Here is a 21801-nt window from a genome sequence, read left to right on the forward strand (position 1 = left end):
ACCACCTCCGTTGGGCAGCATCACCGGTCACCGGCCACGGATCAACCCGCCACCCCGAGCGGTTACCGCATCAACCTTTCCGGACGCGGCACTAGATGCAGCAGAATCCCTGTATCGCACCGCAGCCGCACAGGGATTTGTACAAGCGATGTCCGGGTTGGGGAACGTCATGTTCGAAAAAGGGCGGTTAGATGAAGCGAAACAATGGTACACAAAAGGTGCGACCGCCGGGGATTTCGCCGCTATGAACAACTTGGGATCCGTGCTCTCAAAACAGGGAGATCGGGCCACCGCCCAATCGTGGTATCGCAAGGCTGCGGAAGCTGGATATGTCCTCGCGCAGGAGAATCTCGCAAGCCAGCTCCAAAGCGAGGGAGAGCTGGCAGGAGCTAAGTACTGGTACTCGACCGCCGCTGAATCCGGCAGCCCTCACGCGATGAACAGCCTCGGTCGCCTGTCCTTGGAGGACTTCGATTCAACGTCCGCCGAATACTGGTTTCGCCGAGGCTCGGAGCGAGGAGACCAGCGCGCGATGTTCAATCTGGCTCGGCAACTGGACAGCCGTGGTGAATCAGATGAAGCAATGCGGTGGTTCGTCACCGCTGCAGACGCCGGGCACCCTGAATCGAACCTCGCGGTCGGAACGCGACTCCTTCAGTCCGGCCAGCATGCGAGCGCCGAGGCATACCTAATAGCGGCACTAAACGCGGGTATGACGTTGGCGACAAGACCGCTGACAGTGTGTTACATCTTTCAGCAAAAGCTCGACAGTGCTGAGAAGGTTCTGTTACCAGGTGCGTCGAAAGGGGATGCTGGTGCGATGTACGGCCTCGGGATCGTCCACGAGGTCCGCGGCCAACATGAGCTGGCCGCATTGTGGTACGGCAAAGCCGTCGCCGCAGGATACCCGGAATAGTCGTAGAGGCCGGTCAGGGGTCTATCGTATCGAATTATTCGAGTAGGATTATTCAAAAGTTTCCGACGGCTATTCAATCGGATGCAGTCAAGGATCTCCTGATTCCCTCCATCGACACAAGCCCATGCACTCCGGGATCGTGGTTGCGTAGGAACCTCGACTGTGACCGTGTCAATGCGACGATGGCGGTGGATGACAACGTGCCGCCGCAAACTCTACCGACAAGGTAGCAGCCGAGTTGTCCTGCTGCACTGCGGACCACATCGAGTGCAGTCAAGGCCGGTAACCATACGGGCAGCCCGAGGGCATGCGATCGGGGATTCGAAGGGGGTCGTTCATCATCGCCCCGAAAGCCGACTCGCGACATCCCGGCTCATGGCGTCGACCCGTCCCCTCGACCGACTGGCTCAGGCTGGACTGTGCCCGTCGCTGATTCCGTTGAGATGCGGTACCTTTCGAGGCGGGGTACCGCCCGGGTAGCGGATCGCGGTGGTGTGCACCGTGGCTTGCCGTGACGGCGCTCGACGTTCGACTACGAGCAACGGCCGGGAGCCACGGGATGGAACTGAACATCTTCAAGATTCCACGAAATTCGCTGGATGCACTTCGCGCGCTTCTCCAAGACAACGGCTATACGTTGATCCTCGCGTACACCGACATCGGCTGGCACTCGGAATTCTGGTTCGAAGAGGGCGAGGATGCCGTCGCGGGATGGGTGAAGCGGTACGCGTCGTTCTTCCAAAACCGGGAGGTTCCCACCAGGAAGGAGCATGCGGGCCTGCACATCTTCTACAACGAGTCCTCGTGCTACGCCGCGTCATATGGATCCGGCCACCACCAGGCCCGGTCGCTGTGTGACTACGAGTTCGGGCTCGACCTGGCCAAACGGATCGCCAACAAGGGCGATGTCAAGCAGACCGGGACGAAGCGGTCCCATAGCATCAGGAAGAGGGAGAGCCGGGTCTATCGGTCGCACACGCATCTTGACATCGAGGGCGGTGAGTCGATCGACCAGATCCGTGCGGCAATCATCGAATCGAAGCAAGAGATGTACGGATCGGCCGGTAGTTTCAGCACATCTGTCGCCCTGTCACCTCCTATCGACATATCAGGAATCCCCGCGTTTCTGTCGTCTATCGAGGCCGAGCTGAAAAGACCGGAACTGTTCCGTCTGCCCCGGGAGAAACCCGTAAAGGACAAGCAACTGCTCGCTGCGCTGGACAACCTCCTCCTCGATGCGATCCTCGGGACCGGCGACCAGGAGGAATTCACCACAAACAGCTTGGATCTGTATGACGCCGACTTCAACTCTCTGTTCGGAAAGCCCGGAAAATTTGACTTGAAAGCCCGCAATAAAAGGTCGATGCTGTTCCCGGAGAAAGGCTTCGACCACGACCTCACCATCGAAGACCTCCGCCTGTACATAAGTTCCCGGAAACTGGCACGTGACGAAATATTTGCCATAAAAATCACAAGGTTCACGGAAGACGGTGACTGGCACAAGCCGCACCTAACCTTGAAACAGGCGCTGGACTACACGGTCGATTTGCACAGGGCGACACTGTCCGGCGGAGTCTGGAAGCAATTTAATCAGGACTATCTGGCTTTCATCGATAAGTACGTGCGGGAAATCAAGGTCGAGCCGACCGAGGAGATGTTCGCCGTGCTCACCGGAACCGAACCGTCATTCAATGATTCCGATCAGGTTGGCGGGGCAGGCTATAAGAAGGCCGACAAGGATTTCAGTCTTGCGGTGATCGCGTCCGGAACGCCGGTCGAAGCATGGGACCTGAGCCTCGAAAAGACCGTGTTCGCCGTGAAGTTCGGCACGGCACAGAAACTCGGCTATGTCTGCGACCAGGCGACAACGGTCCTGGAACTCATCCGGAACAAAGCCACCGTCACCGACCTACCCAAACCTGAACGATACTGCCTGTGGCTCGGCTACCAGGCAAAGAGGCCGCCCGCCAACATTGCCGACACCAAATCGGTGATCCTGAAGCAGAAGATCGCCGACTGGGCAAAGCTGTGCCTCGACGTCGGAGTTGTCCCGGTCATCAAACTGAGCAGGCACGCCGGAAGTGACCCGACGCTAAGCTTCTAGAAATAGGCCGGTCCGGTACCCCGGACGCGGGAGGCGAGATGGAGACGCGCCAATTGTTGGCGATCGAGTTCGCTGGGCGCTGTGGGTACAGGCCGGTCTGGCGGTCCATGACGTCGCAGGTCGTGCTCATTTGCGTGTCGACGTCGTGGAGCTGAGTCATCATCAGGGGCTGGGGCAGGTCACACCGTCACCGGATCCTGCACCAGTCCCGCATCTCAGCGGTTGGCAGGGAGAACGCCTTGACCTGAGGCGGTTAACACCGATCGCGAAAGCGGGGGATTCGCATGGTTGATCGCACCTTCTCGCCGAGTCGCGTCAGGAGCGACGCCGCCCGCGACTGAGCGGGCTCCCTGCCATCGATAGTCCGATGCTCGGCCGTAGGATCGAGTCGGCGCAGAGGAAAGTCATTGGCGCGCAATGTAATCATGAGAGTATCTCCGTTGTGAGCATTCTGGCGTGCATGGTCTGTGGGGTAGGTGAGGGAGCGCAGGAACGACCCGTTCCTCTCCGGACCGTTGCCTGCGATAAGTGTTGGGACGAGGCGGTCAATTTCCCCGACCGCGAACCAGAGAAGATCGACGTCGAGCTAACAGCCGACCAGCTCCGTGTCGCACCAGCCGCCGATATCCGAGAAGGCACGCCAAGCACCTGCAAATACTGCGAGACCGAATGCTTATGGCATCGAACGCTGCATGGGCGCTGGCTTCTACTCGAACCCGGCGCCTACCCGACGTCGAAGATCCCACCGGGCAAACGCTGGCGCGTTGCTGGGGACGGCACAGCGGTTAACTTGGGCGGTGCCAACCCCACGGACGAGTGTCGGATCACCCATTTCGACGTCTGCCCTGCCAAACGAGCTCCGGAAGACGGCGCACTGTTACTCGCTATATGGCGAGGCAATCGCAGGGACTGGATGGTCAGACAGAACCTCTGACACTCCGCGTGGGTGGTCCGTTTGTCTGCCGGGCGGCAGTGTCGAGCGGTCAGTCGAACAGGGTTGGCAGGTCTGGTTTGTTCCAGTGCTCGTGGAGAAGCCGGATTTGGCTGTCGAGTACACGGGTGGTCGACAGTTCGGGCAGGTTGTCGATGTCGAACCAACCGATTTCCATGGTCTCGACGGGGCTGGGTTGGCCGTGGGAGAGGGTCTCGCACAGGAAGAACAGCTTGTACACGTGGTAAGGGAAGGCGGGCTGGTGGCCTTGTACGTCACGGTCGTGCAGGGCCACGAGCTTGCTGGCGCGCACGGTGATTCCGGATTCTTCTTCGACTTCGCGTTCGACGGCGAGTGAGGGTGGTTCGAGGACGTCGCACCAGCCGCCGGGCAGGGTCCATTTTTCGTCGCTGCGGTCGCGGATGAGCAGGATGCGGCCCTGGTCGTCGAAAACACCGCCTCGGACGTCGACTTTGGGTGTCATGTACCCCTTTTCGAGGAACACGTTCTGGGCCAGGTCCTGGGCGGTGCCGTTGCTGATCAGGGCGAGCAGGTCGACGGCGATCTGCTGGGCCTGCTCGTAGCGTTGCCGGTCGAAGACGTCGGTGGCGAAGACCAGGCCGTTGTGCGCGAGGGCGGCCAGGGCAATCGCGTGTTGCCGAATCTGGGCCTCGGCTGTGGGTTGAGCGGTGTCCATTCGGGGTCCTTCGGTCTGGTCGGCGTTGTCGCAGTGGGAGTTCAGGGGGTCATGCGGTAGGTCGTGGATTGGCGTGGGGCGAATCCGAGCCGCTGGTAGAGCTGGTTGGCTGCGGTTTTCGTCGGGGTCGACGTGAGGTCGACTGTGCGGGCTCCATGGTCTTTCGCGATGGCCAGCGCAGCGGTGGTCAGGGCTCGCCCGGCGCCGAGTCCGCGGGCGGCTTGGTCGACGACGACATCTTCGATGCGTGCTCGCAGCCCTGTCGGGATCGTGTACATGACCAGTGTGAGCGCGCCGACGATCTTGCCGTCGACACGCGCGGTGAGCAGCCGCGTCGACGGGCAATCGATGACCGACTCCAGGCGGTCGCGGGTCAAAGGTGCTGCGGTGGTGGACAGTTGGGGCAGCAGGGCTGTCATCGAGGCCAGAGTCTGGTCGTCTACCTGGGTCACGATGTCGATCACCACCACCTCGGGTATCTGCGACAAGGGGGCTCCTTCTGTGCTGGATCACGGAATCGACGTTTCGAACTGGCCGAAAAGTGCAGGGCTGGAACAGGTTTCGACACATCCGCCGGGATTTCTCCAATGCGGCAGCGGCGACGTCGGCACCAGAGTATCCGTGGAGTACCCGGTGGACCTGCACCGGACACGAGCTCGTTGGTCGGCTTGTTCGCGCAACTTCGCGGGTTTCCAGTCAGTGCTCCCGCACGGTGGCGGTGGTCTGGACAGGTCGGGCGAGGCGGTGGACCGCGGTGGTCAGGTCGGTGTCGGTGGAACTGAAGATCGCGCTGCCCGCGACGAGGGTGTCGGCTCCGGCTTCGATTGTCTGCGGTGCGGTGATGGTGGTGATGCCGCCGTCGGCGACGAGTTCCACGGTGTCGAGGTCCAGGTTGTGGAGGGTGGTGCGCAGGGTGCGGATTTTGTCGATGACCGTGGAGTCGAAGGTGCTGGTGCCGGGGCGGCTGGTCATGAGGACGACGAAGTCCAGTCGCGTGAGGTAGGGGTCGAGGAGTTCCAGACCGAGGTCGGGGTTGAGCACCAGCCCTGTGCGAATGTCGGCCTGCTGGAGGGTGTCTAGTGCGGTACCCACGTCGGTGACGGCATCGACGTGGAAGCAGACCCGGTCGGCGCCGATGGTGATGAGGTCGTCGATGTAGCGCTGGGGTTGCAGGGTTTGCAGGTGGACATCGAGGGGCAGAGTTGTGTGCCGGCGGATGGCGGCGACGGTGCGCATGCCGAAACTGATCGCGGGGGTGTAGTGGCCGTCCATGATGTCGAGGTGCAGGTACTTGGCGGTGCTGGCCGTGACACCGTCGATGGCCTCGCGCAAGGCCAGGGGGTCTGCGCCGATCAGTGCCGGTGCGATGGATACGTTCATGCGAGAGCCTTCTGGGGGTGGGTGATTGCGGTGGTCAGGCGGTCACAGACGAAGTCGACCTCTGCCGGTGACAAGTCCGGGCGAATCGGCAAGCACAAGGTGTTGGCTGCCTGGTGTTCGGCATGTGGGTACTGTCCGTCGAACCCGTAGCGTGCGAAGGCGGGTTGGTGGTGGATGGCCACGGGGTAGCGGACGACGGCGTCGATGCCGTGCGAGCGCAGTTGTGCGAGCACGGCATTGCGATGAGGCACGCGGACTTGATACAGGTGGTAGACGTGGTCGCCGGGGCTTTGCGATGGCGGTGGAACCGCGATGTCGGCGTGCGTCAGGGTTTGGGTGTAGCGATCGGCCACGGTGCGGCGTTGGGTGTTCCAGCTGTCGAGAAGGTCGAGTTTGACGTCGAGGACGATGGCTTGGATCGTGTCGAGTTTGGAGTTCGCCCCGAGCGTGACGTGGTTGTGCTGTCCGTCCTGTCCGAGGCCGCGCAGGATCCTGATCTTGTGGGCGATGTCGGGGTTGTCGGTGACGACGGCTCCGGCGTCGCCGGCCGCGGCGAGGTTCTTGCTCGGGTGGAAGCTGAAAGCTGCGGCAGCGCCGAAGGTGCCGACGCGTCGGCCGTTCCAGGTGGCTCCGACGGCTTGGGCGCAGTCCTCGATGAGGGGGATCTGGTGCAGAGCGGCGATGGCGGTGACCCGGTCCATGTCCAGGCTGCGCCCGAACAGGTGGACCGCGAGGATGGCTGTGGTGCGCGGCCCGCACGCTGCGTGGAGCGCGTCGAGATCCATCAGATAGGTATCGGGTTCGCAGTCAACGAGCACGACCTTGGCTCCGACGGCGGCGATGGACGCGGCGGTGGCGTGGAAGGTGTTCGCGACGGTGATGACCTCGCCGCCGGGTCCGACGCCGAGCGCGGTCAGGGCGAAAGTCAGTGCGTCGGTGCCGGTGTTGACACCGATCGCGTGGGCAGTGCCGAGGTAGTCGGCGAATCGTTGTTCGAAGCGGGCAACCGTTTCACCGAGGATGTAATCACCGGTAGCTAACGCGTGCCTGATCTTCTCGGTGGTGGCGGGCAGGTCGGCGAACTGGGCACGGTGGTTGTAGCGGGGGATCTTCATCGCTGCTCCGGGGGAATGGGTGGACGGATCTGCACGATCGTTTTGCCGATGCCGCCGTGGGTCGCGCTGGCGGTGAGATAGGCGGGGGCCGCGGCGAGTCCGAGGACTTGTGTGGTCAGTCGCTTGACACAGATCCATGGTGACCACCCGGCTTCGGGGGCCTGCTGCAACAGATTCAGAGCCGTATGGAAATCGGCACGGCCGGCTCCGTGAGTGCCCGCCAGGTGGTACCGGTCCCGCGAACCGCAGGACTGGGTGGCTTCGGTTCGGCGCAGGTAGTCGATGTCGACGGTGTCGAGCCGGTCACCGGGTTGTGTGCCCGCGAAAAGCAGGAGCAGTCCATCTTCGGCGAGCATGTCCACGCAGGTCGCCAGCACATGCGGTGTGGCGGCGGCAGTGGCCACGACGATGCGCTGAAACGGTGGACGGTGCCGGTGGGTGTCAAAGACCCGCGAGGGCAGGGCGCGTCGACGGCGCAGGAACCCGATACGCGCGTCGCTGGGATTGAGCAGGACACACCGGTGGCCGGTGGCGGTGAGGACAGCGCTGATCAGGATCCCGGCCATCCCCGCACCGAACACCGCGACGACAGTGTCTGGTTTCAGGCCGAGTTCGGCAGTCACGGTATGCATCCGGGTGGCACAGTGCACCGCGCACGCCAGCGGTTCTGCGAACACAGCGACCCGGTCGGTGAGCCCGTCAGGGACCGGGACCAGTGCGGCACGCAGTTGGTGGGGTTCACCGCGGAGTTCGACGAGTTCGCCGAATCCGGATGTCCGATGGGCCAGCGTGGGATGCGGATCGAACACCACCGTGCGCCCCCGCAGGTCGGCCACGGCTGGGCTGCAGTCGAAGACGCTGCCGACGATCTCGTGGCCGAAGTCGCGACGCCCGAACCGGACACCGCTGATCTCCCGCAGATCCGAGCGGCAGACACCGACCACACGAGGTGCCAGAACAACATTGGCGGAGCCGAGCCCGCAGGACGCATCGGCAACGGTGGCGGTGGTGAGAAAGGCAGTGTGATCGCGGTGCTCGATGCGCCGATAGGACTGCACGTCGAGTGCGGTCATCTGAGCGCCTTCAGTTGATCGGCCACGGTGGTCGAGGTGTCAGCGTCGCGCGCGGGCCCGGACATGGTCAGGTCGACGACGACCTTGACGTGCTCGCCGAAAGGTCGTTCGCCTCGGGCCATGCCGGGGATGGCCTCGGCGGCTTCGTCGAGGGAGATCACGTGGCTGATGAGCCGTCCGAATCTGCTGGGAGCGGCGAGGAGATGGCGTTGGGCCTGATCGAGGTGGGCTGGTGACGTTCCGCGGTGCCCGGTCACCCGTACCCGCTTGCCCGAGGTTGTGAACACCTGGACGTAGCGGGTACTGGGGGACTGCCCGCAGACGTTGGCGCGCCGAACCGCCGACAAATCGATGCCGGGCAGTGCCGGGTGCCGCAGTCCCGCGGCGACGCCGCCGAACAGGTCGAGCACGCCCTTGTCGCACAGGCTCGCGGCGGCCGCACCGATGGCGGTGAAGGTCGCCTCGCGGGGCAGGCACACGAATGCGCCTGCGACGCTGGCTGGTTGCACCCGATCGGTGAGCGTGCTCGCGCGCAGCACACCGAGTTCGTCGATGTAGCGCAGGCGCGCGCGGCGCCGGTGAACGAGCTGCATTCGGTACCCGAGGTGCTCGCCCAGCATCGACACCAGAAGCGCCGCGCAACCGCTACCGAAGACCGCGACCGTTGCCTCCGGGCGGAGGTGCTCGACCATCAGCTCCCACCCGTAGAGGGCGGTAGCGACGGGTTCGACCAGCGCCCCGAGATCGACCGGGAGGCCCTCGTGCGCGGGCACAACCCCGCACGGGAGCGCGGCGGGCACATAATCGCGCAGGATGCCGTCGTAGCTGTGGCCCAGGATCACGTCCTGGTTTCTCGGGTCGACAGGATTGAAGATCTCGCAACCTCGTTTGTCCGGGTTCAGGGCGAGACCTTCATGGCCCAGGATCGTCGCTTGGTCAGAGCGTGCACCACGTTGCATCTGCAGGTCGGTGCCACAGACACCGACCCGCAGGACGCGACGGAGTCTGGGTAGTTCGGATGCGCCGGGCACCAGGCTGCGCCGAAGGTGCAGTCGATCTCCGCGGCGGACAAGGACTCGGTTGACAGCGGCGGTGGTGCTCATGCGGCGCACAATTCGGCATGCAGCGGGCGCACCGCATCGGCTGCGACGGCCAGCTCGGTGGGTGTGATGTCCTGGGCGAAGATCGCGGTGCCAATTTTGGTGAGCAGCGGGATGTTCTGGTTGCCGTCGCGGTGCCGTATCGAGTCGGCCAAGCCCGCTCTCAGCATCTCGTCGGTGATGCAGGTATGGCTCAACGGCAGCCCGACGCGAGCCATCAGCGCCAAGATTCTGCCCAAGCAATCATCGTCGATCAGTTGGCGTTGTTGGGCGAGCACGCACGACAGCGCGATGTCGATCGCGACCGCTTCGCCGTGATACAGCTTCGGTCTCGCCGCGAGCTCGAACGAGGGGCTGAACGTGTGGCCGAAGTCGGGCAGTCGGGCGAGATTGTCTTCCCACAGGTTCGGTTCCAGCTCCTCGACGATCGCGGTGATCGCGGCATCGATGATGGGACCACTGATGGTGGTGTCGGCCCCGAAACCGGGCGCGGTGCTCCATTCCCGTTCGATACGTTCGAACAGCCCACTGTCTTTGACCAGCGCGATCTTGAGAATTTCGGCCATCCCGTTGGATATCTGACGGGCCGGCAACGTCGCGAGGAAGCACGGATCGACGAGTGTCTCGCTCGAGGCGTAATAGGTCCCGAGCCGGTTCTTACGGCCGTTGAAATTGATCCCGGTCTTGACTCCCACCGCAGCATCGACCATGCCCAACAGGGTGGTCGGCACCCGGACGTACGGCACTCCGCGGCGATAGATGCTCGAGGCGAACCCGACGACATCGGTCAGGACCCCACCGCCGACAGCAACGACAGCATCGCGACGCCGGCTGAGTCCGAACTTGTCGTACTCGCGCACGATCCGGTTCACGGTCTCGGAGTTCTTGGTGCGCTCGGTCGTTTCGATCGGCACCACGGTGCAGCGTGCGCTGTAGGTGTCGAAGTAGGCCAGGATCTGGTCACCGAAGAAGCTCATGACCGTCGAGTCGACGAAGACCAGGGTGCGGCGATTGCCGATGCCTACCGCGTCGGCCAGGTCGCTGTTGTCGGGGTCCAGGCAGTCTCGTGTTCGTCGGATTCGGTAGCAGATCGTTTGTGTCGCAGCGACACCCCAGACGCGGTCCATGTCAGTGATTCCTTTCCCCGGGCCCGGCGGTTGCCGGTAGCGATCGCGTGCGAGCGAAAAGCCCGGCACCGCGCAGTGGATCGAGCCCGTCGGATTCCAGCCGCGAAATCCGGTCGCGAAAGACAGTGGGCTGGTGAGTGGAGACGAGGTAGAGACCGTCAGCTTCCAGGCAGCGGTACATGCTGTTCATGTAGTGATCGGTGAGCGTGTCGACGACCCCGCCGGACATGAACACGTGATCGATGCGCGGATCGATGGTCAGCAGATACAGCAGTGCTTTCGCCAGTGGTGCGGTCACCGAGTCGAGAAACGTTGTGGCATACGCGTTATCGGCTTCCAAGGCGGTCCGCAGTCGAGCCAGCGGCGTCGGTTCGGTGTTCGCGTCCGCGCCCAGGATGCCGGCCAGCTGCGCCAGACGGCGGTCGATCGCCTTTCCCGCCGCGATTGCGGAGACGTGCCCGACAGCGCCGCAATCACACACTGGCGGATCGGTCGATAGCTGTGCGGTGACAACAGCTGGCAGATGCCCGATTTCGCCTTGAATCCCGTGTACGCGGTCCAAGACCACCGCACCGGATTCCACATCGATCGTGCGCGCGGCGATCCCGCTGCTGACTGTCACCGCCGCAACGGTTTTCACGCCCATCGCACGGACCGCTGGCCGGTGGGCGATGGCCAGCGCGAGACTGGTCACGTCGTTGACCACCCACCACCGGGTTCGTGGTTCGTTCTCCCGTAACGCCGCTCGCAGATCGAAGGGGTCGGCACTGTCGCCCCACAGCGGTGCACTGGCCAGGATCTGTCCGGTGTGTCCGTTGGTCGCGGCACCGATCGAGATCCCCACATCGGAGGCACCGGGATGAATTTCGAGCAGCCGACGGGTCTGAGCGAGAAGAAATTGCACCATCAGCTCGCGCAAAGAGTCGGTATTGCTCCCGGTGCCGGCCTTCGTCACGGCCGGGTGCCGGTCGTGATCGGTGAGCTCTCCGGCGGGGGACACGACCGCGCAACGCCACCACGTCCCGCCGAGATCGAACACGATCACCGGACGGTTCGCGTCAGTTACGTTTCCCATTTCACGCCTGGCCCGGGTGGGCTGCGGCATCGGCCAGGATGTACCCGTCCTGGCCGAGTACCACAGCCGCCGATGTCACCGCAGCCCCCGTTGCGGGCGTGAGGATTTGCGCCAGCGCCGCTCGCTTGCTGCCTCCGGTGGCGAGCAGGATGCGAGTCGGCACGGCCTGTAGATAGTTCAGGCCGAGGCTTACTCGCTGTTCGCCGTGATAGGTCGTGGCCACCACCCGCTGGTACGGGTCTTCGCGGAGAGTGTGATCGAAGATCGAGGCGGTGTGACCGTCGGTTCCCAAGCCGAGCACCGCGATATCGGGAACACCCTCGGCGCGCAGTAGCGACAGCTGTTCGTCATACGCCGCAGCAGTTTCGCGACCGTCGCCGCTCACTGGAATCGGGTGCCAGGTAGCGCGATGGCCCGGGTCGGTCAGGCCAAGGGCGCTCTCGATCAACCCATCCGATCGGTCGGCTAGCTGTGGCGTCACCCGCTCGTCGGTCTGAACGAAAACTACTTTGGCCCAGTCGATATCGCGCCTCGTCAGCTCGCGGTAGGTCGACACTGGTGTCGTTCCGCCGGCGACTGCGATGAGGCATTCGCCCCTGGCGCTGATCGCCGAATGAACGTGTGTGGCAATCAGATCAGCAGCCGCCGAGGCTAGATCGGCGGGTGTGTCGCGGAACATACATGTCAGCGGCATGAACATCTCCTGGCACTGGACGGATCAGATGCCGGTGGCGGTGTGGCTGGCCAGTGCCCGACTCAGGATGGCGTGAGCCTCCTCGCCGTAGACAGCCGTCGCCGCGAGCAGATCGAAGGTCCGCTCGACCAGTTCGATCTCGCCGCTCTCCGTGTACTCGATCGGCCCGGTGATCCCCTCGCTGTCGACAACGATCGTGTCCTTGATGACGAAATTGATCGCAGGCGCGACGAATTCGGCACCGAGGGCGATGATGCCGATCTTGACGTGGTCGCGGGCGGTCAGTATCTCTGTCAGGTGCTGGATCTGGGCGGCCATCACCTCAGGGGTGCCGACTGTGAGTCGCAGCGCGCTCTCGTCGATGAGCATGTGGAACTCGTGCTCGGGCAGGTCGAGTACGGCCTGGCGTTCCATGCGTGCGATCGCGGTTGCCTCGCTGTCGTCGGCCAGGTTCAGCACGGCCGAGCATTTGGTGAGGATGGCGCGAGCGTAGTCGTGGGTCTGCAGTAGCCCGGGGATGATTTTGGGGTTGTAGCTGCGATGATTCTTGGTGTTGGCCTCGATGGGAATCAGGCTGCGCTGCAACGTTTCCAGCCCGCCATCGGTGATGTCGTACCAGCTCTTCTTCGACATGGTCATAACCTTTCCTAGATATTTCGATGGTGATAGAAGATGGAGTGTCCACTGGGTGTGGTCAGGTGAGTCGGGGGCGTTGTCGGGTCGCTGTGCGCGGGTTAGGGCTGGAGGAACAGTCGCTCGTTGGGGAGTCGGGGCAATCCGGTGCAGTGCCCGGGGTAGATGGAAACGGTGCCGGGGCGGCTGCCGGCCACGTCGCAGACGAACACCAGAGCGGCCGTCAGACACGCGGCGAAATGCACTTGCATACCGGCTAATTCGACTGTGAGGCGAATGTCGGGCTCGTCAGGGCGCGGTGACCGACCGCCGTTGTTCATTGTCGGGTCTGCCTCACGATCGATCGCGTGCATTCGATCACCAAGGCCTCCCTGGTTATGCTTCCAAGCAATGAGGGGCACCTGCTGGCAGTTTGCCGCGGATTCCCCAGGACGGGTTCTGGTTTCAATCGTGGTCCGCCAGTAGCATAGGCGGGAACCGCGCAGCGGTGGCCTACCGTAGGCGTACCGTGGGCATTTCCCAGGTCAGGTCCTGAAAAGTAGGGGGCGGCGATGATACGAGGGCGGGAATGGACCGGCTTCGAAGCTGCTGCGCTTCAAGAGGCGATGCGTAAGTCGATCCGGCAGTTCGCCGCACTGCTGGGCGTCGAGACAACCACGGTCAACAATTGGCGCTCGGGGCTCAGTGCGGTCAAACCCCGCTCTGTGACGCAGTCGATCCTGGACACGACCTACGCCCAACGCACAACCTCGGAAGACCGGGCACGATTCGAGGAGATCGTGGCGGAAGGGGAGGTCGCGTGGAAGAACCGACGAGCAATGTCTTCGCGCCATGTCCCACCAACAGCCGCCGGTGCGCTACTGCCGCACGACGGTTTCATCCGTGACCGATTCGGTGTGCCTGACGCGGGCGCAGTGGGGGAAGGTTCGTCGAACGAGGACACGGTGTTGGTGGACGTAGACGACTTCCCCGCCCTGGTTACCGACATCGAGACCGCTTTCTGGGCGGCAGGCAATGTCGCCGATGCCGGGCCGTTGCGCCCGATCCCCGCGCTGATCGCCACAAGCCGAGCTGTCACACGACTCAATATGGCGGGCGAGTACACCGCTCTCGCGGCGATACTGGCGCCATTGATCACCGATCTGTACCGCCACGCCCTCGAAGGCCGCCCTGTCGAACAGCGCAGCGCGTGGGACACGTTGGTGCAGGTAGCTTTCGACACCTCAGTGGTGATGCGAGCCCGCGGTCATCTTGCGCTGGCTTGGTCGGCCGCGCGGGCAGCCCAGGACGCTGCGCGCACCATCGACAGCCTGCCCGGGTTCGCCGCTGCGACGTTCGTCAGCAGCCAAGTGCTGCTGGCTCGACCGGGCTCGATGAAAGCCGCCTTGGATTGTGCGGAAAGCACTGCGGCCATGGTGGGCCCGCGAGCACGGACCGCCAACGATATCCAAACGGTGGGGATGCTGCACCTGCAGGCATCGCTGGCGACGGCCGCTTTCGGCGGGGATCCACACGATCACTTGGATCACGCCGCCGAGTACGCCGCACGGCTGGACCGCCCCGTCGCGACAGATAGCTCATCGATCATCGGAAACACCACGTTTGGCTCGTCGAACGTAGCGCTGTGGAAAATGTCGGTGGCCATGGAGGCGCGCGAGCCAGACACCGTGCTGGCCCTCGCGCAGAACCTGGATCCTCAGACGTTGCCGACCGCGGGCCGGGCCGCGCAGTACTTCGTAGAGGTGGGGCGCGCGGCCGCGTCGCGTGGTGATTACACGGTCGCTCTCGATGCCCTGCTGCGAGCTGAACGCATAGCGCCAGAGCAGGTTCGGAACGTGGATACCGTGCAAGAGGTCGTCGGCTTCATGATGGGCAAAGCCAAGCACGGCCTCACAACTGGCGAGTTGGGCAAGCTTGCTCAGCGTGTAGGCGTAGTGATGGCCTAGGTCGGGCAAACCCTGTGCACGACTGCCATGATGGGGCTCATGAGAGAGCGCACTCGGGTGCTGTACGCGATCGTGACCGGTGCGTCACCGGCCGACACGGTGGGCGAGCTGGTGGCATTGGCGCAAGCCGACGGCTGGGACGTATGTGTCGTCGCCTCGCCCAATGGCGCCCGTTTCATCGACGCTGACGCGTTGGCGGCGCAGACCGGATATCCGGTGCGCTCGGAGTTCAAGAAACCCGGAACTGATGATCTGCTGCCCTCAGCCGATGCCATCATCGCGGCGCCCTTGACCTCGAGTTCGTTGGCGAAATGGGCCACAGGCATCGGTGACACGTTGCCGCTTGCGCTGCTGGTAGAGGCGGTCGGAGCTGGCTTGCCGGTGGTGGCGATCCCACACTCGAAGCGGGAGCAGATGAACTTCCCGGCCGTACGCGAGGCAAAAGCCCGTCTCGCGGAGTGGGGCGTGCGATTCGTGCGCATCAGCGACGATGCCGACACCGGCCCGCTGCCGTGGATGGCTGCGCTGAAGGCTCTCAGCTCGGACTGACACTCAGCTGATGGTCGTGCGGCCGAGTTGATTGTCAGCGGCGTTGGGGATCGATGACGCGGTCCAATGCCCGTTGGATCAGCTTCCGTGCATCAGAATCTGTGACAGCAGCATCGGAAAGTCGCTGAAAAGTCTTCTCGTACAGCGCGATTTCCCCAGGCTGAGTGACCGTGATCGCCGCGGTGGGAGTTTCCAGGTGAACCTCGTCCGCGTCGAGCAGTGTGAATGGCATTGTCGGGCACTGGAACTCGGCGGGCTGAGCAATGATGCCGAGCGTTATGCGGGGTTCGTCCATCGCGGTGAGAAGGAATTCAAGCTGTTCGAGCACTGTCGGGAGGTCGAATCCCCGGGTGTAGAGCGCGTCCTCGTAGACGACGAGTTCGAGTTGCTGTGAGCCGGCTTGCAGTCGGGCTTGCCGATCGAGGCGGGCTTGGACGGCGCTGTTCAAGTCGTCGAAACCACCGACGAACGCAATGCAGCGGTCCAGAACAGTCGTGGCGTATGCGCGCGTCTGTACCAAGCCGGGGACGAGTTGGTTGTCGTAGACGCGGATCTTCTTGGCGGTGGCTTCCCGCTCGGCGAGGTTGTTTTGCAGGCTTTGCGAGCTTCTCCTGCGCCACTCGGTGTAGGAGGTGTTGATGCGTTGAACAGTCGCCAGAAGGCCGGCGACGCTCAGATGGGCGTCGGTGGCTAGGCACCATGCCCTGATGTCGTTCTCGGTGGGGATGTTGGCCCCGTTCTCCAAGCGACTCACCTTGGAGTTCGACCAGTTCACACGGCGCGCCAATTCGCGGCCGGTGAGCTTCGCGTGCTCGCGGAGCTCACGCAGCCGTGCTCCTAGTTGTTCGAGGTCTTGTTGAGCAGTTGTCACGGCCTCAAACGATAGCCGTCACCGCTCGACTCCCGGTCGGTGGTGAACGTTCGACCCTGTGAGGAATCGCCGACGGGCCGGATTTGGGCGCGCATCGCAACCTCGATGCACTGTTCGTGCTCCGGTGGACTGATGATCGCCAGGGTTGCGAGGTCGGCAAGCGGTACCCCCGACAGCAGGAATGTTCCCGATCCGGTGTCTTCGAATTCGACGCTGAAGCAGGTTCCGTGCTCGAGATGCGCGAGCAGGGAATGGGGGATCTCGACGACCCGATCGCCTCGGCCCTCGACCTTCCAGCCTTGAACGATGTAGCTGTCGCGATCGGTGGCGTACAGCGTCGGTGATCCACCGTTGCGGGTGTCTCGTCCGAGGAATCGCAACGCAACCACTGCGTGTCGCACGCTCAAAAGTTCTGTCACAGAAGACAGTCTCGCAGAACAAGCAGGTAGAGGCAATAGGTATGAGTCTATTCAGAACGGCATGGAACGCCCTGAGGTATGGTGGGCCAAACTGATTCAGGCCCCGCGACATCGCAAGGGGCACTGAACAACTCAGCGAGATGGGGCAAAATGGCTGGATACAACACCGATCTCGTAGCCGACATCGCCCTGCATCAGGCGGTGGCCAGACCTCACGCCCATCGGAACGCGCTGGGCTACCTACGGATCGACCTACTCGAAGAACGTGTGTCCGCGGCGACAGACATCATCACCAGATCCGCCGAGGCGCACGGATGCCGATTGCTGCGGATGGTGCACGGCGAACCGCGGGACGACCCGATCGGCCAACTCATTCGACTTGTCCACCAGTACGACGTCGACGTGGTCTTCGCGCCTAGCGCAGCCCATTTCGAGGGGGCGATACCCCCGAACCTTGCCCTGTTGTGTGACGTCGTGCTCGTCCGTTCGCGACGGAGATACCCGCGGTGGCTTCGGGCCATCATCGGCGGCTGCGAGACGGCCTGATTGCTGCTACCCGCTCACAGCACCCGATGGAGGTTGAACATGTATCGAATTCCGCGCGAAGGGATCCAAGCGTTGCGTGCCCTCTTCTGGCCGGACGCGCCAGCTGGCCAGGCACCTACCGAGAACGCCTCGCTTCCAGAGGTTCCATCGTCCGAACAGCCTGCGCGAGACTCACTCGCGCCCAACAGTGAAGCGCGGCGCGACTTTTCGCGACCTGGGCAATTACCAGAAATTGACAGCGAAACACGAAATCTTTGACGTGATGCTGGCCGCTACCTCAAAATCATCGCTGCCACAACGACTTACACAAAGGACTGATGGTATGCGGACTCGATTTCTCGGCAAGAGCACTCGGAACAACGGATCGCCGACGCTCTACGCGACCGAACGTGGAACCTACATCGTTCAGGGCTGGCGGGTTCCGGGCAAGGATCAGCACGTCGAGATTCCATATGAATTGCTGACCTTTCTCGAACGGGGGACCTGCTTCAATGTCAAGCTCGACGACACCGGCAAGGGGACGTTCTTGCTGACGGGTACTCCTGTCGTCGACGCGGAGGTGCTCAACAAATTCGACGTGCCTGACCACGAGCTGTGCATCGAGGTTCCGATGGGGGTTGAAGTCCGGCCGGACGAGCCGTCGGCTGTGCTCGGGTCGTGACCTGCCGGTCACCGGATCAATTGGGGGACTATTGGTTTCAGACGTGAGCAAGGATCAATTCGCTCGGCAGGCATTCGGTGCGCGGCTGCGAGAGTTGCGGATGTCCGCGGATCTCAGCGGTGTCGCTCTCGCGGTTCTCGCCGGATGGAGTGGCGCCAGGGTCACTCGGTATGAACTCGGTCAGCGTTTGCCGTCGCGGTCTGATCTTCATATCTGGTGCCGATTGACAGATTCGGAGGATGATTTCTCGGATCTCCTCGCGTACTCGCAAAATATTGATACTGCCTACATGGAATGGCGGCGGATGAAATCGCGAAATGTCCAGGAACGGACGGGTCAGATCGAAGCGGCAGCCGAGATGATCCGGGGCTACGACCCCACGCTGATTCCCGGGTTACTACAAACGACGGAGTACGCGACAGCAGTACTTCGGACCTGTCTCGAGTTTGTGGAATCCGGCGAGTCGGTTGAGGCGGCAGTCGAGGCGCGGATGAACCGCCAGAATGCGGTGCGCCAGGGGCGTGCACGCATGCACTTCATCATCGCCGAGCAAACTCTCTACACGGCAGTCGGCGGAAACGCCGTGCTGGAGGGTCAACTCGAACATCTGCTCACCTGCACCAACTCGACCCGTGTCACGATCGGTCTCATACCCAAGGACGCGGTATTTCCCGGCCCTGCGCCCGACTTCCTCATGTTCGATCAAGTCGAGGTTGCACTGGAGACGGCTTCGGCGGGGTTGGCGATCAGGCAACCTGGCGAGATCTCGCTGTATGAAAGGATATTCGAGCGTCTCGCTGCTCAGTCCGTGGTCGGGGATCCGGCGCGTGCCCTCATCTGGAATGCGATGGTTCACGTCCGGAAGAAGGGTACTGAACAAGCGGTGTAATGGCCCCGATCGGGGCCTTTTGGCTCACGACGGTCGCGCCGAGGTCAGGTGGGAAGACCTCGGCGCGACTGTTCGCCTATACGGATGCGGCGTCGTACGCGGCGATGACATCGCCGGAGATCCGACCGCGGCTGGAGACGGTGTGGCCGTTGTCGCCGGCCCAAGCGCGAATGGCGGTGAGGTCGTCGCGGCGGGCGGTGACGCCAGCCGGTGACTTCGCTGCGTGGCGACCTGCGGACGTCTTGGCGCGGCCAATTCTGCGGGCGTACGGGAGCCACTGGTCGAACGCTTCGCGCAGCTTGGCTGCGTTCGCGTCGGACAGGTCGATTTCGTACGCGACCCCGTCCACCCCGAACGTAACGGTCTCGTCGGCCTCGGAAGTGCCGTCGAAATCATCGACGAGGCTGACAACGACTTTGCGGGCCATAGGAATCCTTTTCTTTGGGGTACAGGGTGTGACACAGATCGTAGTAGAGCGGGTCGTGCCGAGCACGCCTAGTGTCAGGACCGAGGCGGCGGGTCACTCCCGGAAGGCACTCCAGGAGTGTATCGGATCGACTGCTGCAGAACGGGATTCGGCCACGGGCTAGGATATGTGCTGTTGGCGGGGGCGATGCTGTGCATCTATTAACGGTATTGCCGACAGTCACGATGAATAAACTGTGAGTGCAGCCATCGGTGTCGTGGAGGGAAATATTTTGGGGAACAAGCAGACTCGACAGCTCGCTCACGATCCAGGTTTCGGGGCCCGACGCGCACGTCGCTACACCGCAGCATTCGATTGGGTGATGGAATCGATTGAGACCGGCCACTACCTCGAAGCAGTAGCGGTTCTGGATTCGCTTCTCAGCGATCGTTTGGCGAGCCGATACTGGCGAATTCGCAAGGTGCAACCCACCGGCAGGGATACGGCAAAACGCCTTTGTGGGAAGCTGCTGAACGGTTTTGAGAAGACCGACAACCCGGCGGTCGAAACCGACCCTTCGTTTATCGCGGTCATCGAGGCCATCAGTGACTGGGCGGATGTCCGCAACGACGCGATACACGCGACGGCCAAGATCTTCGGCATCGAGGATCCCATCATCGGGTTCCATCGTGTACTGGCCATCCATCAGTCGACGGCGGTCGAAGGGGTGCGTCTGCTGCAGGCGTTCGATGAACTCGACACTGCGTCCCGGGAACTCGCTGGCCAGATGTCGGGCACATACCCGAATGCCTTCTTCCCTGACCGTCGGCCCCGATTGTCCAGTGAAAGGCGTCCTGTATCAGAACCTCTCGGAGCTGACAGCCCTGCGCCCCTAGACTGATGCTGGCACGTTGGCACCGCATTCTCAGGTGTGTGGAGTAGGAGCTTTTGGTGATCAAGGCAGTGGTGTTCGACGTCGGTGAGACCCTGGTGGACGAGACGCGGGAGTATGGCACTTGGGCCGATTGGTTGGGCGTGCCCCGTCATACGTTCGCTTCGGTGTTCGGGGCGGTGATCGCCCAAGGGCTGGACTATCGGCAAGCGTTCCAGGTGTTCAAGCCTGGGTTCGATCTCGAGAGCGAGCGTGAAGCGCGTGCTGCGGCAGGCAAGCCGGAGTGGTTCGGGGAGGGTGACCTCTATCCCGATGTGCGCCCGGCCCTGGCGAACCTCCGCGAGATGGGGATCTGGGTGGGCATCGTCGGCAACCAAACGGCCCGCGCCGGCGGCATACTGCGCGGGCTCGATCTGCCGACTGATTCCATCGCGACTTCCGATGACTGGGGAGTTCAGAAGCCTGACGTCGCGTTCTTCGAGAAGGTTGTCGAGGTCGCCGGATGCCCCGCGTCGCAGATCATCTACGTCGGCGATCGCATCGACAACGACATCACGCCAGCCGTGAAGGTTGGGATGCGAACCGCCTATATTCAGCGCGGGCCGTGGGGCTGGATCCACCGGGATAGGGACGACGTTCACGACCTGTCGGACTGGAGGATCAACAGCCTTTCCGAACTGCCGGGCATTGTAGAAGCCGAGCGCTAACCGGAAATCGAGTTGACGGTTGTGTGCCAGTCGTAGAGCCGCTCGTCCAGTGCGCGTACCTCGGGGAGCGAGTCCCATTTGCGCAGCCCCTGGCGAACGGCCTTGATGCGGTCGAGAGTCGTTGCGTACCAGTACTCTCCGATCGCGTCCAGTGCATCCTCGAGGTAGCCGCATGCCTGCTCGGGCAGCTTCTCCAACACGCATGCCGCTGCAGCGTCGGCAAGATAGACCGACCGCTGTTTCACCGATTCCGCAGGAAGTTCGTCGAGAACTCGACGCAGGGTGTCCAGCGCTTGGCGACCGTCTCCCGCCGATATCAAGGTGTTCGCTTTGAAGCCGGCGAGCCGAATTGGAGTGAACCAGTCCAACCACTCCGGTGACGGCGATTGCTGCGGATCGTGCAGCGCGTACGACTGTTCGGCGTGATGGATGAGGCTCAGCGCTTGCCGGGTGTTGCCGAAGCGTGTTTCCACTTCGGCCTCGACCGCATCGATCCACGCCGTCAGCTCGTGGTTCCCGTTGGCGCGGCGGGCGAATGCCCGTGCCGCGCGAACGCGCTCCCTTGCTTCCTCAGCTCGTTTCGCTTCTCCAGAGAACGCGGGAATGAACGCCATGTGCGCCAGCACTACGCATCCGAGGAGTGCGTCAGCTGCTTCGTGCGCGGCTTGGAGCGCGAGAACGAAACTGCGCTGCGCGGCCTCGGGCTGCTGAAGGTCGAAGAACTCGAGACGTCCTGCGAGCAGTGCCGATTCGGAAACAGCCTTGGCGAGCGACACTGCCGCCCTGACATCGATCTGCGGGAGGAGGTCGGCCCCCATCCGGGCGTGATCCGCGACGGATCGTTGCAGTTGGTTCGCGGGTAGTGACCAGTACATCCCGCGATGGGCGACCGTGATCGCCGCATAGTTCTTCGCGACAGACGCTGGCAGTTCTGTTCCACCCGCGACCCGGCGATACTGGGACAACTTTCGAGGCCCGGTGGCACCACTTTGTCCTCGAAGTGCTTGCCCCTCTGCATCATTCGGCCACGGTGGGATGAATCCCAGTTCCACCACGGGACGTTTGAACAG

General features: G+C 62.9%; 24 protein-coding genes. 10 read left to right on the forward strand and 14 right to left on the reverse strand.

The window, feature by feature from the left end; all coding sequences use genetic code 11:
* The 3 genes from ACFWVD_RS26310 to ACFWVD_RS26320 all read left to right on the forward strand — a co-directional run.
* Window positions 1–916 (forward strand): tetratricopeptide repeat protein (locus ACFWVD_RS26310; protein ID WP_379247209.1); only part of this gene is annotated, 916 nt, incomplete at its 5' end.
* Between the two features lie 559 nt (window positions 917–1475).
* The gene (locus ACFWVD_RS26315; protein WP_379247211.1) at window positions 1476–3020 is read left to right on the forward strand and encodes a DUF6119 family protein; all 1545 of its coding nucleotides are present in this window, start codon (window positions 1476–1478) and stop codon (window positions 3018–3020) included.
* Window positions 3021–3480: 460 nt separating this feature from the next.
* Complete coding sequence (locus ACFWVD_RS26320) at window positions 3481–3954, forward strand: DUF6083 domain-containing protein (RefSeq protein ID WP_379247307.1); 474 nt, start codon at window positions 3481–3483, stop codon at window positions 3952–3954.
* 49 nt (window positions 3955–4003) lie between these two features.
* Here ACFWVD_RS26320 and ACFWVD_RS26325 read toward each other — a convergent pair whose 3' ends face one another.
* The 10 genes from ACFWVD_RS26325 to ACFWVD_RS26370 form a co-directional block, all read right to left on the reverse strand.
* Window positions 4004–4648 carry an NUDIX hydrolase N-terminal domain-containing protein gene (locus ACFWVD_RS26325; protein WP_379247213.1) on the reverse strand — a complete coding sequence of 215 codons (645 nt, stop codon included), beginning with the start codon at window positions 4646–4648 and terminating at the stop codon, window positions 4004–4006.
* 41 nt (window positions 4649–4689) lie between these two features.
* On the reverse strand, window positions 4690–5136 hold the full coding sequence (locus ACFWVD_RS26330) for a GNAT family N-acetyltransferase (protein ID WP_379247215.1): 447 nt from the start codon (window positions 5134–5136) through the stop codon (window positions 4690–4692).
* Between the two features lie 208 nt (window positions 5137–5344).
* The gene (locus ACFWVD_RS26335) at window positions 5345–6028 is read right to left on the reverse strand and encodes a ribulose-phosphate 3-epimerase (protein ID WP_379247217.1); all 684 of its coding nucleotides are present in this window, start codon (window positions 6026–6028) and stop codon (window positions 5345–5347) included.
* The gene (locus ACFWVD_RS26340) at window positions 6025–7143 is read right to left on the reverse strand and encodes a DegT/DnrJ/EryC1/StrS family aminotransferase (RefSeq protein ID WP_379247219.1); all 1119 of its coding nucleotides are present in this window, start codon (window positions 7141–7143) and stop codon (window positions 6025–6027) included. The genes ACFWVD_RS26335 and ACFWVD_RS26340 overlap by 4 nt, the downstream gene beginning before the upstream one ends.
* The gene (locus ACFWVD_RS26345; RefSeq protein WP_379247221.1) at window positions 7140–8216 is read right to left on the reverse strand and encodes a hypothetical protein; all 1077 of its coding nucleotides are present in this window, start codon (window positions 8214–8216) and stop codon (window positions 7140–7142) included. Before ACFWVD_RS26345 ends, ACFWVD_RS26340 begins: the two co-directional genes overlap by 4 nt.
* Window positions 8213–9319, reverse strand: a complete 1107-nt coding sequence (locus tag ACFWVD_RS26350) for a hypothetical protein (protein WP_379247223.1) — start codon at window positions 9317–9319, stop codon at window positions 8213–8215. The genes ACFWVD_RS26345 and ACFWVD_RS26350 overlap by 4 nt, the downstream gene beginning before the upstream one ends.
* Entirely contained in the window at window positions 9316–10443 is a 1128-nt protein-coding gene (locus ACFWVD_RS26355; RefSeq protein ID WP_379247225.1) for a sedoheptulose 7-phosphate cyclase, read from the reverse strand. The genes ACFWVD_RS26350 and ACFWVD_RS26355 overlap by 4 nt, the downstream gene beginning before the upstream one ends.
* Before the next feature lies 1 nt (window position 10444).
* Window positions 10445–11518 (reverse strand): ROK family protein, encoded by a 1074-nt coding sequence (locus ACFWVD_RS26360; RefSeq protein ID WP_379247227.1) that lies wholly within the window; start codon window positions 11516–11518, stop codon window positions 10445–10447.
* 1 nt (window position 11519) lies between these two features.
* A complete protein-coding gene (gene pgl, locus ACFWVD_RS26365; RefSeq protein WP_379247229.1) occupies window positions 11520–12218 on the reverse strand; it encodes a 6-phosphogluconolactonase in 699 nt (232 codons plus the stop codon).
* Between the two features lie 18 nt (window positions 12219–12236).
* The gene (locus ACFWVD_RS26370) at window positions 12237–12845 is read right to left on the reverse strand and encodes a DUF5753 domain-containing protein (RefSeq protein WP_379247231.1); all 609 of its coding nucleotides are present in this window, start codon (window positions 12843–12845) and stop codon (window positions 12237–12239) included.
* Window positions 12846–13795: 950 nt separating this feature from the next.
* Here ACFWVD_RS26370 and ACFWVD_RS26375 point away from each other — a divergent pair.
* Window positions 13796–14791: a hypothetical protein gene (locus tag ACFWVD_RS26375; protein ID WP_379247233.1), complete on the forward strand. Its 996-nt coding sequence runs from the start codon at window positions 13796–13798 to the stop codon at window positions 14789–14791.
* A 39-nt stretch (window positions 14792–14830) separates the two neighbouring features.
* On the forward strand, window positions 14831–15340 hold the full coding sequence (locus ACFWVD_RS26380; protein ID WP_379247235.1) for a flavoprotein: 510 nt from the start codon (window positions 14831–14833) through the stop codon (window positions 15338–15340).
* Between the two features lie 34 nt (window positions 15341–15374).
* Here ACFWVD_RS26380 and ACFWVD_RS26385 read toward each other — a convergent pair whose 3' ends face one another.
* Complete coding sequence (locus ACFWVD_RS26385; RefSeq protein WP_379247237.1) at window positions 15375–16211, reverse strand: helix-turn-helix domain-containing protein; 837 nt, start codon at window positions 16209–16211, stop codon at window positions 15375–15377.
* Window positions 16208–16630, reverse strand: coding sequence for a hypothetical protein (locus ACFWVD_RS26390; RefSeq protein WP_379247239.1), 423 nt, complete (start codon window positions 16628–16630; stop codon window positions 16208–16210). The genes ACFWVD_RS26385 and ACFWVD_RS26390 overlap by 4 nt, the downstream gene beginning before the upstream one ends.
* 150 nt (window positions 16631–16780) lie before the next feature.
* Here ACFWVD_RS26390 and ACFWVD_RS26395 point away from each other — a divergent pair, with 150 nt between their 5' ends.
* The 3 genes from ACFWVD_RS26395 (at window position 16781) to ACFWVD_RS26405 (ending at window position 18726) form a co-directional block, all read left to right on the forward strand.
* Complete coding sequence (locus ACFWVD_RS26395; protein ID WP_379247241.1) at window positions 16781–17176, forward strand: hypothetical protein; 396 nt, start codon at window positions 16781–16783, stop codon at window positions 17174–17176.
* Between the two features lie 322 nt (window positions 17177–17498).
* Window positions 17499–17837, forward strand: coding sequence for a hypothetical protein (locus tag ACFWVD_RS26400; protein ID WP_379247243.1), 339 nt, complete (start codon window positions 17499–17501; stop codon window positions 17835–17837).
* A 43-nt stretch (window positions 17838–17880) separates the two neighbouring features.
* Window positions 17881–18726, forward strand: a complete 846-nt coding sequence (locus tag ACFWVD_RS26405; RefSeq protein ID WP_379247245.1) for a helix-turn-helix domain-containing protein — start codon at window positions 17881–17883, stop codon at window positions 18724–18726.
* 76 nt (window positions 18727–18802) lie between these two features.
* Here ACFWVD_RS26405 and ACFWVD_RS26410 read toward each other — a convergent pair whose 3' ends face one another.
* Window positions 18803–19153 (reverse strand): Lsr2 family protein, encoded by a 351-nt coding sequence (locus ACFWVD_RS26410; RefSeq protein WP_379247246.1) that lies wholly within the window; start codon window positions 19151–19153, stop codon window positions 18803–18805.
* A gap of 235 nt (window positions 19154–19388) precedes the next feature.
* On the opposite strand from ACFWVD_RS26410, the gene ACFWVD_RS26415 reads away from it, so the two are divergent.
* Complete coding sequence (locus ACFWVD_RS26415) at window positions 19389–20033, forward strand: hypothetical protein (protein ID WP_379247248.1); 645 nt, start codon at window positions 19389–19391, stop codon at window positions 20031–20033.
* 50 nt (window positions 20034–20083) lie between these two features.
* On the forward strand, window positions 20084–20731 hold the full coding sequence (locus ACFWVD_RS26420) for an HAD family hydrolase (RefSeq protein WP_379247250.1): 648 nt from the start codon (window positions 20084–20086) through the stop codon (window positions 20729–20731).
* Here ACFWVD_RS26420 and ACFWVD_RS26425 read toward each other — a convergent pair.
* Window positions 20728–21783, reverse strand: a complete 1056-nt coding sequence (locus ACFWVD_RS26425; protein WP_379247252.1) for a hypothetical protein — start codon at window positions 21781–21783, stop codon at window positions 20728–20730. The two genes, ACFWVD_RS26420 and ACFWVD_RS26425, sit on opposite strands and share 4 nt — an antisense overlap.
* Window positions 21784–21801 lie beyond the last annotated feature (18 nt).

The organism is Nocardia sp. NPDC058666 (genome assembly GCF_042714895.1).
Classification (GTDB): domain Bacteria; phylum Actinomycetota; class Actinomycetes; order Mycobacteriales; family Mycobacteriaceae; genus Nocardia.

Excerpts from the sequence above, each read along its gene's own strand:
- ACFWVD_RS26315 (WP_379247211.1), top strand. The coding sequence starts at position 1,476 with ATGGAACTGAACATCTTCAAGATTCCACGAAATTCGCTGGATGCACTT.
- ACFWVD_RS26320 (WP_379247307.1), top strand. The coding sequence starts at position 3,481 with ATGGTCTGTGGGGTAGGTGAGGGAGCGCAGGAACGACCCGTTCCTCTC.
- ACFWVD_RS26325 (WP_379247213.1), bottom strand. The coding sequence starts at position 4,648 with ATGGACACCGCTCAACCCACAGCCGAGGCCCAGATTCGGCAACACGCG.
- ACFWVD_RS26335 (WP_379247217.1), bottom strand. The coding sequence starts at position 6,028 with ATGAACGTATCCATCGCACCGGCACTGATCGGCGCAGACCCCCTGGCC.
- ACFWVD_RS26340 (WP_379247219.1), bottom strand. The coding sequence starts at position 7,143 with ATGAAGATCCCCCGCTACAACCACCGTGCCCAGTTCGCCGACCTGCCC.
- ACFWVD_RS26345 (WP_379247221.1), bottom strand. The coding sequence starts at position 8,216 with ATGACCGCACTCGACGTGCAGTCCTATCGGCGCATCGAGCACCGCGAT.
- ACFWVD_RS26350 (WP_379247223.1), bottom strand. The coding sequence starts at position 9,319 with ATGAGCACCACCGCCGCTGTCAACCGAGTCCTTGTCCGCCGCGGAGAT.
- ACFWVD_RS26355 (WP_379247225.1), bottom strand. The coding sequence starts at position 10,443 with ATGGACCGCGTCTGGGGTGTCGCTGCGACACAAACGATCTGCTACCGA.
- ACFWVD_RS26360 (WP_379247227.1), bottom strand. The coding sequence starts at position 11,518 with ATGGGAAACGTAACTGACGCGAACCGTCCGGTGATCGTGTTCGATCTC.
- pgl (WP_379247229.1), bottom strand. The coding sequence starts at position 12,218 with ATGTTCATGCCGCTGACATGTATGTTCCGCGACACACCCGCCGATCTA.
- ACFWVD_RS26370 (WP_379247231.1), bottom strand. The coding sequence starts at position 12,845 with ATGTCGAAGAAGAGCTGGTACGACATCACCGATGGCGGGCTGGAAACG.
- ACFWVD_RS26380 (WP_379247235.1), top strand. The coding sequence starts at position 14,831 with ATGAGAGAGCGCACTCGGGTGCTGTACGCGATCGTGACCGGTGCGTCA.
- ACFWVD_RS26395 (WP_379247241.1), top strand. The coding sequence starts at position 16,781 with ATGGCTGGATACAACACCGATCTCGTAGCCGACATCGCCCTGCATCAG.
- ACFWVD_RS26400 (WP_379247243.1), top strand. The coding sequence starts at position 17,499 with ATGCGGACTCGATTTCTCGGCAAGAGCACTCGGAACAACGGATCGCCG.
- ACFWVD_RS26410 (WP_379247246.1), bottom strand. The coding sequence starts at position 19,153 with ATGGCCCGCAAAGTCGTTGTCAGCCTCGTCGATGATTTCGACGGCACT.